This window comes from Qipengyuania sp. NPDC077563 (assembly GCF_044901345.1).
Lineage (GTDB): Bacteria > Pseudomonadota > Alphaproteobacteria > Sphingomonadales > Sphingomonadaceae > Qipengyuania > Qipengyuania aestuarii.
On the sequence record NZ_JBJDPC010000003.1, the window covers coordinates 626,081 to 640,279 of the forward strand.

The 14,199-nt window shown below is 56.3% G+C and carries 10 protein-coding genes and 2 tRNA genes; 8 read left to right on the plus strand and 4 right to left on the minus strand.

Features of this window, described 5'->3' with window-relative positions:
- The first annotated feature begins 10 nt into the window (after window positions 1–10).
- Window positions 11–808 (plus strand): crotonase/enoyl-CoA hydratase family protein, encoded by a 798-nt coding sequence (locus ACI2I1_RS14235; protein ID WP_404679631.1) that lies wholly within the window; start codon window positions 11–13, stop codon window positions 806–808.
- A 23-nt stretch (window positions 809–831) separates the two neighbouring features.
- Here the strand turns inward: ACI2I1_RS14235 and ACI2I1_RS14240 are convergent, their stop codons facing one another.
- Together ACI2I1_RS14240 and ACI2I1_RS14245 are read right to left on the minus strand one after the other, a co-directional pair.
- Window positions 832–1,263, minus strand: coding sequence for a hypothetical protein (locus ACI2I1_RS14240; RefSeq protein WP_404679632.1), 432 nt, complete (start codon window positions 1,261–1,263; stop codon window positions 832–834).
- Window positions 1,264–1,290: 27 nt separating this feature from the next.
- Window positions 1,291–2,070, minus strand: a complete 780-nt coding sequence (locus ACI2I1_RS14245; protein WP_404679633.1) for an acyl-CoA thioesterase — start codon at window positions 2,068–2,070, stop codon at window positions 1,291–1,293.
- A 113-nt stretch (window positions 2,071–2,183) separates the two neighbouring features.
- On the opposite strand from ACI2I1_RS14245, the gene ACI2I1_RS14250 reads away from it, so the two are divergent.
- Together ACI2I1_RS14250 and ACI2I1_RS14255 are read left to right on the plus strand one after the other, a co-directional pair.
- A tRNA-Cys gene (locus ACI2I1_RS14250) sits at window positions 2,184–2,257 on the plus strand.
- Between the two features lie 23 nt (window positions 2,258–2,280).
- Window positions 2,281–2,356: transfer RNA gene (locus tag ACI2I1_RS14255), tRNA-Thr, on the plus strand.
- Here ACI2I1_RS14255 and ACI2I1_RS14260 read toward each other — a convergent pair.
- Both ACI2I1_RS14260 and ACI2I1_RS14265 read right to left on the minus strand, forming a co-directional pair.
- The gene (locus tag ACI2I1_RS14260) at window positions 2,327–3,949 is read right to left on the minus strand and encodes a recombinase family protein (RefSeq protein WP_404679634.1); all 1,623 of its coding nucleotides are present in this window, start codon (window positions 3,947–3,949) and stop codon (window positions 2,327–2,329) included. The two genes, ACI2I1_RS14255 and ACI2I1_RS14260, sit on opposite strands and share 30 nt — an antisense overlap.
- Before the next feature lie 375 nt (window positions 3,950–4,324).
- Complete coding sequence (locus ACI2I1_RS14265; RefSeq protein WP_404679635.1) at window positions 4,325–5,737, minus strand: hypothetical protein; 1,413 nt, start codon at window positions 5,735–5,737, stop codon at window positions 4,325–4,327.
- 411 nt (window positions 5,738–6,148) lie between these two features.
- Here ACI2I1_RS14265 and ACI2I1_RS14270 point away from each other — a divergent pair, with 411 nt between their 5' ends.
- The 5 genes from ACI2I1_RS14270 (at window position 6,149) to ACI2I1_RS14290 (ending at window position 13,814) form a co-directional block, all read left to right on the plus strand.
- Entirely contained in the window at window positions 6,149–6,433 is a 285-nt protein-coding gene (locus tag ACI2I1_RS14270) for a CPCC family cysteine-rich protein (protein WP_404679636.1), read from the plus strand.
- A gap of 259 nt (window positions 6,434–6,692) precedes the next feature.
- The gene (locus tag ACI2I1_RS14275; RefSeq protein WP_404679637.1) at window positions 6,693–9,212 is read left to right on the plus strand and encodes a TerB N-terminal domain-containing protein; all 2,520 of its coding nucleotides are present in this window, start codon (window positions 6,693–6,695) and stop codon (window positions 9,210–9,212) included.
- A gap of 3 nt (window positions 9,213–9,215) precedes the next feature.
- On the plus strand, window positions 9,216–10,520 hold the full coding sequence (locus ACI2I1_RS14280; RefSeq protein WP_404679638.1) for an ATP-binding protein: 1,305 nt from the start codon (window positions 9,216–9,218) through the stop codon (window positions 10,518–10,520).
- The gene (locus ACI2I1_RS14285; protein ID WP_404679639.1) at window positions 10,517–12,694 is read left to right on the plus strand and encodes a DEAD/DEAH box helicase; all 2,178 of its coding nucleotides are present in this window, start codon (window positions 10,517–10,519) and stop codon (window positions 12,692–12,694) included. The genes ACI2I1_RS14280 and ACI2I1_RS14285 overlap by 4 nt, the downstream gene beginning before the upstream one ends.
- Before the next feature lie 88 nt (window positions 12,695–12,782).
- Window positions 12,783–13,814 (plus strand): SH3 domain-containing protein, encoded by a 1,032-nt coding sequence (locus ACI2I1_RS14290; protein WP_404679640.1) that lies wholly within the window; start codon window positions 12,783–12,785, stop codon window positions 13,812–13,814.
- Window positions 13,815–14,199: the final 385 nt, after the last annotated feature.

Genomic DNA, 14,199 nt, shown 5'->3' on the forward strand with positions numbered 1-14,199 from the left:
GGACACAGGCATGACCACTGAGCGGGTGACTATCGATTTGGCCGAAAATGGCGTTGCCCAGGTGCGTTTCAATCGGCCCGACAAGATGAATGCACTCGATCCCGCACAATTCGAGGCGATTATCGAGACGGGTAATCGGTTGCGGTCTATGAAAGGTCTACGCGCTGTCGTCCTCGCAGGGGAGGGCAGGGCCTTTTGCGCCGGGCTCGATGTGTCGAGTTTCACAGCTACGCATGACGGTGATCGCGCTCCTCTGACAGCGCGCACGCACGACAATGCCAATATCTTTCAGGAAGTTGCCATGACTTGGCGGAAGTGCCCTGTCCCGGTCGTGGCAGCAATACACGGCGTGTGTTTCGGCGGCGGTCTGCAGATCGCGAGCGGTGCTGACATCCGGGTCGTGCATCCAGCTACACGCCTGGCGATCATGGAATTGAAGTGGGGTCTCGTGCCCGACATGGGCGGGTATCGCTTGTGGCGCGGTCTGGTGCGAGATGATGTCCTTCGCGAGTTGGTTTACACCAATCGTGAGTTTTCTGGCGCCGAGGCCCAGGCCCTTGGCCTGGCAACCCACGTAACCGAGGATCCGCTGGGCAAGGCGAATGATATCGCGAACGAAATCGCAAGTCGTAACCCCGACGCCATTCGTGGAGCGAAACGTCTAACGGAAGCGATGCTGGAGAAGTCCGGCGACGAAATCCTGCTGGCCGAGAGCCAAGAGCAGGCTGCCGTGATGCGAACCCCCAACCAGATAGAGGCGGTGATGGCGGGCATGCAGAAGCGTGCGCCCAAATTCACCGACTCTTGAGCACTTATTCCTCGCGCCAGCAGTTAAGCGCGGTTTGCGCGGAGCAAACCCCAGACAAAGATCGACCATCCGATGGTCAGCAGAAAGCTTCCGCCGAGCACGGCAAACGCGACCAGCATCTGTGCAAACGGGCTAGCACGATAACCAGCACCCGCAATGGGAAGGACGCTGCTGGCGCCAGTTATCGCTGCGCCGGTAAGCCCAACCCAAAGCGCAAACATTCCGATAATAATGGCCCACTTGCCCAATGTTGAGGCATTTCCGGGAAGACGTGTCGACGTCCAAAGCAATCCCGCGAGCATCATGGCCAAGGCGCTCTGCACAGCAGTGAGATGAGCGGAAGGCGCCATCCTCGCATTGGTGAAGCTTTGCACGATCGCTCCCTCCAAGAGGCCGAGCAGGAAAAGAATGGCTCCTGCTAGAACCAATGTTCGCTGATCTGGGGCGAGGCTCAATCTAGGGTCCTTCCTGAGCACGTTAATTTACCCGAAAATGGCGACACACTGCATGCCGTCGAGAACTTGCTTACCATCGGTATTCCATAAACGCAGGCGCTCCGACGAATATCCGCCGGCTGCGTGCTGGCTGGCGTTCTCGGATAGCCACCACCCATCCCGCGTCTCGGGGCTGGTGGTAAGCAGATTGAAAGACCAGTTGATCGAACTGAGCGGGCCCTGCCGCTTCATCGCCCGCATCGCACCAGGGGGCAGTACATCTCCGAGCAGGATCAATTCACTAATCGGATCGAGGTCTTCTTTCTCAGCGAGCCGGGCCCATCGGCGAACAACCGGCTCCCCAGGACCGGTCAATTCCTGGCCGCGCCGTAACTCGAAGTTGTTCTGGATAAATGCGGGACCTTTGTCTGTCATCGTGATCTCGGCGTCTTCTGGCGGCCCAGGCCAGTCCGCAAGCTGCGCGGCAGCATGTTCGGCATTCGACTCGCGCTCCGTGCCGAACAGCCAGAACGCAGTTAAGGTACGTTGGCCCTCGCACCAGATTTCGCTGCGTACCTGCGCGACATTGCGTCCCTGCCTTACGATTTCACGCTTGAGCTCTATTTCGGGCCCGGTCGGTGCCACGAATGCGATCTGAGCGGATCTCAGCGGTGGCAGATCGGCGAATGCGCGAATGACGGCGGTATAAGCGATCAGGGCAGAAGCACCGCCGTACAGCGTACGCCCCTGCATCCAGTGATCAAGATTTTCAAAGCGGGTCCTGCCGCCATTGGCGGACACCGGATCGGTCAGTCTGGCAATACTCATGCACCGTATTTGCCAGTGTTTTCGTCCGCGTCCAGTGCGACGTTACGTAAGGCGATTGCAAAGCTGACCCAGAATCGCTAGTGGGCCGCTTCCCGTGCCGATAGGCCGGGCGAGGCCCGATGGCGGAGTGGTTACGCAGAGGACTGCAAATCCTTGCACGCCGGTTCGATTCCGGCTCGGGCCTCCACTTCTCTTTTGCGTAGAGAATGTGCCGCTTTAGCTCAGTTGGTAGAGCACATCATTCGTAATGATGGGGTCAGGTGTTCGAGTCACCTAAGCGGCACCACTCCCGGTCAAAACTGGGCACCAGTGCGGTGCCTCGTTTTGCGCCGGATATTAAGGCGCTTTCGAGCGCAGCCTTCGTCCCCATGATCACGATTTCGTCGTTGGTTATAGAAACCTGCTGGACGAACAGATGCACCCATGCACGCCGATTTCCAGGAGTTCCGTTGCGGATTTCCTGAACCAGAACCTTGCCGAACTTTTCAACGAAAGCTTCGTCGATCTTCTCGCGGTGATCATTTAGCTGGATCTCAAGACTGCGCTCAGTGGCATCCAACTGCGCCACTTCGTTTTTTCGCTCGGACAGGCGCTTGGCGAAATGTCGATCGCTCGGCTTCTCGAGCCCATTCTCAACCAGTTCGTAGAGGTTGCGAAGGCGCTTCTCGGACTCGATGCGCGCTGAGCGCACGCGCTTAAGATCGGCTTCGCGGCGCTTGTTGGCGACGTCGGACACTTCGATCACATGCGACACTAACACCTTGAGTCTCTCGGGGAGTAGGACCCGTTGGAGCAAAGTCTCGATCACAATTGGATCAAGGACTTCGTCGCGGATCGCCTTCGTGTCACAGGCAGAGGCGCCGCGGGACGCGCGGGCGTTGCAGGTATAGTATTTGTATCGTCCGCCCTTCGCGGTGCGGATCGTCAACCCGCAGCCGCAGGTCGGAGATCCGCATTTCGCGACGGCGGTGAGCAGCGTCGGCGAGTTGGTGAGGCGCGGAGCCGTGACTCGCGGCGCGGCCTTTGCTCGCCGGGCTGCCACCGAGGCGATAAGGACTGGATCGACGATCTGCGGGCAGGCCACGACGATGGCGTCACCGTGGGAGGGCCTGATACCTTGATCGTCCGCTGTGCTATCTCGGTAAAAGCCTGCATAGTGCTCGCGAGTGAGAATGCCGTCGAGATTTCCGTGTGAAAACTTCCGGCCGCGGAGGGAATATCCTTGCTCGTTTAGATGCGCCGCTATTGCTCGGGTGCCCATCGGTTGCCCACTTAATCCACGACTGGCCAGATCGAAGATCTCGCGCACGACGATCGCTTCCTCCTCGACGATGAAGAGCTTCTTGCGCTCCTTCTTGCCTTCGATCGCCACGGTTTCAGAGCGATAGCCGAACGGAACGGGCCCGCCATTCCAGTAGCCGGAACGGGCATTGCCGCGGCGGTCCCGTCGAGTGAAGAGCGAGGCGTCCTGCGCGTATTTCTCGTTCATGAGGGCTACGATTGAGCGGATCATCCGTCCGGTCGCATCTTGGCCGAAGTTTTCAGTAAGCGAAACGAGCTCAATCTGCGCTTCGGCGAGTTTGTGCTCGCTAACTACCTGCGTCAGCAGCCGCCGAGCGAAGCGCGAAAGGTTGAACACGAGAATCTGTTGGACCGGACGCGATGGAGACGTCGCAAGACCCATCATACGATCGAACTGCTTACGAGCCAACTTACGTCCGGACACGTTTGGCTCGGAAAATATCTCAACGATCTCGATGCCGTTTCGTTCGGCAAATTCCTCGATGGCTCGGGTCTGCGCTGCGATGCTGGCGTTGTTCGGACCTTCGTCGTCGACGCTGACGCGAACGTAGCCGAATGCGCGAATTCTCTGAGCCACTAGAGATCTCCTCTAATTCTAATCAGTCGAGAACATATCATGAATCCGATGCTGAAGCATCCGGAAAACGAGGTCCGCTTCGCCGTCCAGAATAGGCAGTTCCGTCGGCAGATCGGTGACGGTCTTCCGTCCGGTTGCTGTCTCGCAACTGCTGGATCGGGTGTGTAGGTTGGCCGGCGCTCGAGATTTTGTGGCAGACTTGACAACTGGACCGACCCCCGGCGAGAGTGGTTCGTTGTTGTCGAGGAGATTACGACGCACAGCCGCCTGCGGGTGTTTGTCTCCGATATTTGTTTCAGGTTCCATCCGCGAACCTTGGCGGATTGCGGTTCAGGCGATTTGGGACCTACCCATAACTTCTCTTAGACAAAGTCTTCATATATATAGGGAAAAAGCTTGTGGTATGAAGCGAAGAGCCAGTTCGGCGTCGCTTGGCAGACCCGTGAGGCTGTCGCGAATTTTGCCGGCGTCGCGTTTGGCTTGTGTGTCGATATTTCTTCCACTCTCCATATCGACACGAAACTGTTCCATTATCTTCCTGAAGTTGGCCGGGCCTTCCTTCTCGCCGCTAAAGCGCTTGCGATCATGGCACTGCTGAGCGCCAGGATTTTGGAATGTGAGTTTACGGAATTTCGTAGGGGTAGCCTCGTTATCCCCTAGTATCGCGAAGCGGTAAGCGGCGAACAAGTTGTCGATCATAGGCCTCGTGCCTGCATGCAAGGGCCGATTGCATGCTAAAGTGGCTATTCCGCTTGAAGCGGGACGAGCCGAAAGGCGCGCCATCAAATCTGGCGGCCATTCATTTTTCGGCTTCGTTCTGATCTTCTTGTCTTCGTCTTGACCTTCAACGATCGGAGCCACAAGCCAAGACACTGCCTGCTCGATCACCAAGTATAGTAGAACTGCTGGGGATGTCCTGCCAATATTGCCTAGGGCCGTATTGTAGTGAAAACCGGACTTGAGTTGATCGATTGTGGGAGCAAGTCCGTTTCGAAGGCGCGACAAGCTTTCAATGTTGCGGTCTAGATAGTCCTCGAGTCCGCTGCCGTGAGCTCTCGTGAACTGCTTCAGCTCCTTCTTTCCCCGATGGAGCAAGCCACACTTTCGAAAGATGCGAGTAGTTTTTGCATCGCAGCCCGGCCCCTCGCAGTAGCCGTCTACATCGCCAAGCTGCCCTGACGGCGTATATGCCGCGATCAGAAGATCAATTAAGTCGAAATTTTCTGAGAACGCCTTACATACTGTCCCGACCTTGGGTGCTTGGGCCGAGGTGTCGTAGTCTATCCGGTCTAACGCCGGAAAGCCGGTCGGCGTATGCAACTGTGCTGCGAGCGCTTGAGCGTAGTGAAAAACATGACCGAGCGCAGCTATCGTCAGTAGCTGAGGGACTAATGTTTCTAGGACTGCTGTAACCGGTCCGCCCGCGGACGCGGCCAATCGCCAGATGCCTCGAATATCCAGCCGGAGCGCCGCTTCGCCTATAGTCGGGCTGGTCTCGTGCAGCGTGGAGAGATCCGACGCTGCGATTTCGAAATCCAATAGCGAGAGGTCTTCCCACATTGCGCCAAGCATCGCAAAACGCGGTGGAGCTACGATGCCCCGCAAATAGCGTTCTACCGCTTGTTCATTCGCTGGATCAACGCCGACTGGATCCAGGTTCAGGGGCGAAAATTTGTAAAAGTGTGTCGCGCACTCCGATTCGGCGAAGCATCTTGCCGCTGACTCTGCGAGCAAGGACGACCGCAACGCCCGCAAATGGTTATTTAGATCTTGGAGATCTTCGGGCATCGAAATGGATGCGGCGAAATAACTTGGAGGCTGGTGTCTCATCACCTGTTTTTTACATTGTCAGATTGAAAGTATTATATAGGGGTAGTTAATACATAAAGAAACGAAATATCGAAAAATAATGATCGGCGAAACGCAATTCCAGCGGCTTTCCATAAAGAGAAATTATCTCGAGGAAAATTCGTGTGCAAATGGTCATCTCGGTTTGCTTGGCGTCACAGACCATAACATAAGGGTTGCAAGACGGCTGGACCAAAGCCATCCGCTGAGCTCAGCTTGGCGGTAGCTTCTCAAGACGTCTCGAATTGGGCCGTTTGCAGTCGGTCTGCTTTCAGGTGTCGTTACGACGACAACCGACATTCGGCTAACGACCCCATTGGGGTCGTTTGGTAGAAGTGCGATCTCCGAGAAATGAAATTCGAGAATGTCTACAAGTCGGCGGGGGAAGAACCGCACCAGTGCCCGTGCTGTTTCAACCTCACGCTCAGCGAGCGGGGCGGTTTCGACATTTGCCCAGTTTGCTTTTGGGAGGATGACGGCCAAGACGACCACGATGCAGACGCAGTGAGAGGAGGGCCGAATGGCGCGCTATCATTGTCGGTTGCTCGCTCAAACTACCAAGCTTTCGGCGCGTGCGAGCAAAGCGCAGTAACTCATGTTCGACAGCCAACAGCATCAGAATCTGCCGACCGTTGAACGCCCGCTTTCCACCCCAATTCCAGCAATCAGCGCGACGGACTGCGGAGCCTGAAACCTGATAACAGCAAGGTGGGGCCTAATAGGCGAAATCTGCACCGACAACGGTGCGTTTAGTTTCAGCGTTTTAATATAGGCAAGCGGCCAGTCGCCTCCCCGCTCTTAAAGCGATGGTTGACGCCAAAGTCCGCTGTCAGGGATAGCTCTACAACTAGAAAATCCGCGTGACCTCTCATTCGCAAAATGGCAGGCAGTGCATATGTCGATTGTCTGGAAAATCATCCGCATTATCGGACTTTATGTCGTCTCTTTCATTGCTTGTGTCATAATCGCGGCAATTGCATTGGACAGTCTTCCCGATGCGCTTGAGGTATTTTTCGCACTTTTCGCGCCCATTGCATTTGTCTGGTGGTATGAAAAACGTCGAAGTGCGCGAGTGGCGGAGACGACCGGCCCTGAAAAGCTGCGATCCCGCGCGTTTTCGCGCAAGGTTAGAGCGTCTACGAATTCGGGACCGGATCAACCAGGTCAGTTTGATCCCGACTTCGGAAAGGTAGCACAAACTGCAGCGGAAGCAGTGCGCCGATCTGCAGAACTACTGGGTCGGTCGGATCAAGAAGAGGAGCTTTCGCGTCAAGCAAAGACCCCAACGCGAGATTCACCGGATAGATCGCAAGGCCGTCACCAAGGGTGGGTGCCTAGAGGGCAGCTCGTTACTATCGCGGGTCGCACGATCGATGGGATGGTCTACGTCGGCAAACCGCCTCGCATCGGCTCAACCCATTTGGGCGAGAGCTGTCGAGCCTACATCGATCCATCGTTGTCCGTTGCGCAGGTCGGATCGGACAGGAATGGCGTTAATATGCCATACTGGCCGGGCTATTCGAGCATCCCCGCCGTTTGCAGAGCCACTTATCTCGATTGGCTGGCGGGTGGGCGGCAAGACGGGACGATCGACCCGGGCTACATGTTCCTTTTCTTTTATGGATTGGAGCGGCGGTATCTGGTCGAACAGCCTACTGAAGATGAGAAACAGGAAATCGTGGCGGAGGTTGAACGCCTCAAGACCCTCTTCTCTCACAACCATTCCGCACAAAGGTATCTCGGTGAATTCCTCAACATCGCCCGCGCGGCGGCAATGGGTGGCTTTTCGACTGACGACCCCACCCTCAAGCAGGCAATTTTGGAGAACCGCAGTTGGGATTTGCCCATATTGTTGAAGCTCGCCCTTGGAGGAATAATTTCCGAAGGCGAAGCCTTGGACTCAGAATGGGTGCTCCTGTGGTTGCTGTGTCATCCAGAACGCCGCCTCCGCACGCCTGCCGAGCGATGTGACGAAGAGTTCCGAGCACTCTTTAAACTTAAGTTCGGAGCGCTGCATCCCGATGGCTTGAAAGTGCGAGCGCCTCGGAAAATGCTGACTATGACGTATCGCGCCGCCTCCAGTGAATTCACCTGCTCGGTTAACCTAAGCGCGAAAAGCGGCCGAAAAGCTCAAATCCCCGACGTGACTGATTTGCGGTCGCCGGTGCAGAAGGCGCAGAAGATAGCCGATGATGCTATGGATGAGCTCGACAAATTCAGCCGATTTCTTGGACGAAACCAAGATAGCCGTGGGAGCATTGAAGCACAGGCGCTGTTACCTGCTGAGCTTTGGGGTCTGTTCCCGTCAGAAGAGTTGGAAGAACTCAAGGACTGGGCGCGCGAACAAGTAGCCGCAGGTGGGTTGGTCCCAGCACTTGATGTGATCTCGCGCCTGGAAGGCGAAACGCCGGAGAAGCTCGGCAAGCGGAACCTGATTGGCGCAGCGGATGCACTCGCCCGTATCGGATTCGGTCTGGCTCCAGACCCAAGATTCTCGCTGCGCGGACCGAAGATCGACGAACCTGTTGTGATCTTCGAACTCGGCGAGCCGGTCGAACAGCTTGAAGACGTCTCGCCGGCCTATCTAACCGAATTGTTTGAACTAGCGCTGGCGACATTCGTCGCACACGCCGACAGCAAAATTGTTGAAGCCGAACGCAGAGCACTCCGTGAAAAGATCGACGCTGTTAGCGGCCTGAGTGAACTTGAAAGAAAGCGTCTCCACGCCAACCTCGAATGGTATCTCGATGTTCCGCCAGACATGTCATGGCTGCGCAGCAAGCTGAAAGATGCGGACACTGAGCATCATCTAGCACTGCGCGCGGCAGTTGTCGCGATAGCCCACGCTGACAGCGTGATTCAGTCTGAAGAAGTGGCTTGCATCGAGAAGATCTACAAGGCTCTCGGGATCGATGCTGGCCTCGTTTACGCCGACCTCCATGCTGGCGACGTGCTAGACGGCCCGGTTCGCGTTAAGGCCGCTGAAGCGGAAGCACCCGGCGAACAAATACCGGATGAACCAAAAGCCAAAGTTGCTTCGCTCGATAGAGCGCGTATTGCCGCTATTCGAGATGACACCGAGCGCGTTTCAAGCGTTCTGGGCGAGATTTTTTCGACCGACGAAGACGTGAGCGATGAAGTCATTGCAGAGCACGCTCTTTCTTCCTCAATGGCTGGTCTCGATCCAAAGCACGCAATGCTTGTGGAGCAGATAATCCAGCGCGAACACTGGACCGACGACGAGTTTGAGGAGATCGTTGGTAAGCAAGGCCTCATGCCATCTGGCGCGCTTGAGGTGGTCAACGAGTGGGCATTCGATAAATTCGATGAAGCATTGCTCGATGAATATGACGGATATGACGTATCGCCGGACATAGCCGATACGTTGAGAGCCGAGATGGCGAAGGGGGATTAATTCATGTCGAGACTAAAACCTCGCGAACGCGACGCCATCGTTCAGGCGCTACGCGCCGGTGTTGTTCCCAAATTGGGGCTTCGGCACATCCAGGTCGGACGAGCGCGTGAGATCGAGGAACTCGTCAAGGACATGGATCGGATCGCCGATGGCGGTTCAGCCATTCGTTTCATCATCGGCGAATATGGCTCCGGTAAGACCTTCTTCATGAACCTGATCCGGCTTGTAGCGCTCGAAAAGGGACTGGTCGTCATGTTTGCCGACCTTGCCCCGGATCGACGCATCCACGCGACCGGCGGGCAAGCACGGGGCCTCTACGCAGAGATGGCGCGAAACCTTGCCACCCGCACCAAGCCCGATGGTGGTGCATTGTCGAATGTTGTCGAACGCTTTGTCAGTCAGGCCCAACACGATGCCGAGGCGCAAGAACAGTCGACAGATGACATCATTCGCCAGCGCCTTGCCCATTTCGAGGAGCTGACCGGAGGCTTCGACTTCGCGCAGGTGATCCGCCGGTATTGGCAGGGACACGAAACCGGCGATGAAGAGCTGAAATCGGCAGCAATCCGATGGCTACGTGGCGAATTTGCTACCAAAACCGATGCTCGCAAGGCTCTCGGTGTTCGCACCATCGTCAATGACGCAAGCGTCTACGACCACCTCAAACTGATGTCGGCATTCGTCTGTGAAGCGGGCTACAGGGGCTTGCTCATTGGCCTCGACGAAATGGTCAACCTCTACAAGCTGACTTCATCGCAAGCCCGCAATGCCAACTATGAGCAAATCCTGCGCATTCTGAACGACGTTCTGCAAGGGAGCGCGGAGAACCTTGGGTTCCTCATGGGAGGAACGCCGGAATTCCTCATGAATACGCGGCGCGGCCTCTACAGCTATGAGGCCCTCCAATCTCGCCTCACAGAAAACACCTTTGCGCGTGAGGGACTGGTCGATCTCTCCGGGCCGGTCATTCGACTAGCCAGCCTTACGCCCGAAGATTTGTTCGTGCTCCTGGACAAAATTCGCGCCGTTATGCAGGGCGATGAAACAATCCTGCCAGACAACGCCTTGGAAGCGTTTATGGCACACTGTTCGGGCAGGATCGGGGAAGCCTATTTCAGAACCCCCCGGAACACGGTCACGGCATTCGTGAATCTTCTGGCGGTGCTCGAGCAAAACCCCGGCGTCGAATGGTCAGACCTCATCGAAGAACTCGACGTGGTGGAGGATTCTGGTGACGACATGAGCGACGTGGATGAGAGCGTTGGCGCTGTTCCCGAGAGCGACGAGCTAGCCAGCTTCCGACTGTGAGCACGGCATTCGACAAGCTGGCTCGACCAATCCAGAAATGGATACGTCAGCAAGGCTGGAAGGAATTGCGCGATATTCAGGCGCGCGCAACTCACGTGCTTATGGACGGCAATCGTGACCTGATTGTCGCTGCCAGCACCGCCGGAGGCAAGACCGAAGCCGCATTTCTCCCGCTACTGTCCCAGGTGCTCGATGAGCCCTGTGAGGACTACGGATTTGATGTTCTGTATGTCGCACCGCTGAAAGCGCTCATCACCGATCAGGCGCGGCGACTTGGAGACATTTGTCGCGATACAGACTTGCCCATCACGCCGTGGCATGGCGACGTTTCGTCATCGGTAAAGATTAAGGCCACCAAGCGACCGAGGGGCGTGCTCCTAATCACCCCAGAGTCACTTGAGGCGCTATTCATTAGACGCGGATTGGAGATTCCAAGGCTGTTCGGCGCAACGCGCGCAGTCATTCTCGATGAATTGCATTCGGTCCTCGACAGCGAGCGCGGAATCCAGATGCGCTCGCTTCTCACGCGCCTCGAAATTGCTCTCAATAGACCTATTCGCCGGGTTGGTTTGTCGGCCACACTCGGAGATATGGAACTGGCGAAGGCCTATCTTCGTCCTGACAATCCAAATGAAGTCGAACAGGTCGTTGCCGAGGGCGGATCAGCCGAATTGCAGCTTCAGCTCCGTGGCTACGTTGCTGGTGACAAGGAAGATGAAGGCCCTTCAGCGACGGATGCCATTGCGCAGCACCTATTCGAACACCTGAGAGGCAGGGACAATCTTGTCTTTGGCGGTGCGCGTCAGGCAGTTGAAATCTACTCAGATCGGTTGCGCGCACTTTGCGAAAAGGAACACCTGCCACAAGAGTTTTACCCTCACCACGCCAGCCTATCGCGCGAGCATCGAGACTTCATCGAACGTCGCATGAAAGATGCTATTGCGCCGACGACTGCCATCTGCACTTCCACGCTGGAACTGGGAATTGATATTGGCGATGTGACCTGTGTCGGCCAGATTGGCGCACCGTTCAGCGTCGCATCGCTCAGGCAAAGGCTTGGCCGATCAGGACGGCGACCGGGCAAGCCAGCCATCCTTCGACAATACGCAGTCGAGGCAAAGCTTACGCCGACGAGCAATTTCTCGGACCGTCTTCGCCTTGGGATGGTGCGGGCCATAGCGATGATCGAATTGCTTTTGGAAGGCTGGTGTGAACCGCCACAACGCGAGGCCCTTCACCTTTCGACCCTCGTTCACCAAATCCTATCGGTGATCGCCGAGCGAGGCGGAATACGTGCGCAGCAACTCTACAGGATTCTCTGCCAGATCGGACCATTCCGTCAGGTCGATACACAGCTGTTCCTGGATGTTTTGCGGGCGCTCGGACATCCCGAGACTGCGCTCATCGAGCAAGCCAGTGATGGACTGCTGCTGCTCGGTGCAATGGGCGAGAAATTGGTCGAGCATTACAGCTTCTATGCCGTGTTCCAGACACCCGAGGAATACCGGCTGATTTCCGGCGGTAGGGAGCTTGGAACGCTCCCCATCGACAACATGATTGCTCCCGGAATGCTTCTCATTTTTTCGGGCAGGCGCTGGCTGGTGCAAGAAGTTCTCGACCGGGATCGTGTCATCCTGGCTGCACCGGCGAAAGCGGGAGTGCCGCCCATCTTTGGGGGCGACCCTGGCAACATCCATGACCGGGTGATCGAGCGAATGTTCGATGTTCTAGAAGGCCAAAAGCGCCCGATCTATCTTGATGCGACTGCGCTGGAGCTACTCGACGAGGCACGCAGCAACTACACCCAGCTGAAATTTGACCCCGGAAGGATTGCGCAGCTCAGCGACAACGCTGCTGTCATAGCGACCAAAACGGGCTCGGTTCGGACAACGACCTTGGCACTCGCTCTTCGTGCGAACTGCTTTACCGTGCAGACACACGACGGGTTTCTGGAAGTGTTCAGAAAAGACGAAAGCCCGCAGTTGATCGATGCCCTTTCAGCTCTGGCAGATGGCAAAGAGATGGACCTGTTTGCTCATTCATCGAACCTGTTGTTCGAGAAGTTCCATCCTCACCTAACTGAAGACTTACTTCGACGCGATGCCCTTTCCTCAAGGCTTGATGCCGGATGTCTATCGAGGTTGGCAGCCTCAACTCTTGGAGATCAGTCTTGAAAGTCGTCGGAGATCAGCTTCGCTTCAGCGCGACCGATTTGGTCGGCTATGGATTGAGATCAAAAACAAAAGTCCCCATCTTCGACGGATGGTAAATTCAGTCGACAGGTTTTTGGAAGCCGAGCGTCGTCGTATGGAGCGCGACAACCTGTTCCTTAAGCAATCAGGGATTCTCGAAACTGCAAGGCTCTATGAGCAGTCGGATGCTTTGAAATTGGCGAAAGGGATCCGCGCGGCTCAACCTGCCTATCTCGATGCGCTCAAAAGTCCCGCGTATTCTGTCGTGCAAGACGCGCTAAAAGGCTATCAAGAGCGCATGGACGCCGTGACGGGCACCATGAGCAAGCTAATGGAACAAGTGCGTTTGCCTGCACTCACAGGAATCGCACAGCGGGTGCAGGAACTCCAAAATACTTACCAGGCGATGATTGCGCCTACGATCAGCTGGCAGAAGCAGAACGTCGACAACCTGACTGCGATCACCAGCGCATCGCAGCGGCTGGCTAATCAGTTGAACGAAGTAATGCGCCCGTGGTCGACGGTGACTGAGGCACTTCGCCAAAACCAATCCGCCATCGTCAGCGGTTTTGCGAACATGGATCGGGTCACCATTGAGGCATACGCCCGCGCGATCTACGAAGAAGACGAACTCGCGTCCCTACCTGACAATCAGGATGAACTTGCCGAAAGCATTTTCGAACGGCTCGTTAGCAACACTGGCGACGAAGTTCGCACGATGGGTCTGATCCAATTGCTCTTGATCCTTTTTGCCGTCTGGCAGATGGTTCAGGGGGCAGATTACACCGATGATGATAGCGCGCGGGATGCCGCGACACACAACATGATCGACGCAATCTCGCAGGTGATGGATGCCGAGGCGGAACGCATCGACGCTATCGAGGCGCTTCCTCGCGCTGTCGTAAGGGCCAGCTTCGCCAATGTGCGCACCGATCCGAACGGACAGGCTGAACTGCGGTGGCGACTAGCTGAAAACGAGGGCGTATTCGTCGAGTCCATCAAAGGCCGATGGGTGAAGGTGCATTACCGCAATGGTGCTCTTGATAAGCTCGAGTGTGGTTGGGTGTGGCGCGACTCTCTCGTAATGGGCGGTAGTTCTTGATTGAGTAGAGACTTGGGCACGCTTCAATCTACTACACCATTCGATCCAAACCTCCGCTTTCAGCTGCGTCAGAGGCGATCCGAACGACAAACCTTAGGAGCGAAGCCACTCTCCTTTCGAACGTATTCAAGCTGCGGTTTTGGGGCTCTTCTACAATTGCCCCGAATGGCCGGGTTTCGGGCGCTAAGCTGACTTACCCAAGTGATCCGAAGGTCTGAGGTCATAGCCAAATTTGGCATGAACGTCATGTAAACCGCTCCGGCCCAGCCTCCGCGTCGAAAGGGTCGTCGCTCCGGCCCAGCCTCCGCGTCGAAAGGGTCGTCGCTCCGGCCCAGCCTCCGCGTCGAAAGGGTCGTCGCTCCGGCCCAGCCTCCGCGTCGAAAGG